This is a genomic window from Proteus sp. fly-1067 (genome assembly GCF_040139345.1).
Lineage (GTDB): Bacteria > Pseudomonadota > Gammaproteobacteria > Enterobacterales > Enterobacteriaceae > Proteus > Proteus vulgaris_B.
This window is the reverse complement of record NZ_JBEEUL010000259.1, coordinates 1-531: the sequence shown is the minus strand read 5'-3', so window position 1 is coordinate 531 and position 531 is coordinate 1. Positions and strand designations below refer to the sequence as shown.

Here is a 531-nt window from a genome sequence, read left to right as displayed (position 1 = left end):
CGCTGCAAAAAGTGCGGCGCTTCTTCAATGCAAATAAAGCGGGCCACACCGGTGCGTTAGATCCACTTGCAACAGGGATGCTCCCAGTGTGTCTTGGTGAAGCAACCAAATTCTCTCAGTTTTTACTTGATTCAGATAAACGTTATCGTGTAATTGCTCGCTTGGGGCAACGTACCGACACTTCTGACTCTCACGGAGAAATCATCAGTGAGCGTAACATTGAGTTTACACAAGCTCAGCTTGATGAGGCTTTAGAGCACTTTCGTGGTGATACTTTGCAAGTTCCCTCAATGTATTCCGCATTGAAACATCAAGGACGCCCTCTGTATGAGTATGCACGAAAGGGGATCACCGTAGAGCGCGAAGCCCGCCCAATTACAGTCTATGAGTTACAGTTTATTCGCTTAGAAGGTAATGAGCTTGAGCTGGAAATCCACTGTTCTAAAGGCACTTATATTCGAACCATCATTGATGATTTAGGTGAAATGTTAGGCTGTGGTGCTCATGTGACCTATTTGCGCCGAGTTCAAG

Annotated in this window: 1 protein-coding gene; it reads left to right on the top strand. The window is 46.0% G+C overall.

Going from position 1 to position 531, the window contains the following annotated elements; translation table 11 throughout:
* The coding region (gene truB / locus ABN217_RS20310; RefSeq protein ID WP_349460014.1) for a tRNA pseudouridine(55) synthase TruB at nt 1-531 on the top strand (531 nt) is incomplete at both ends.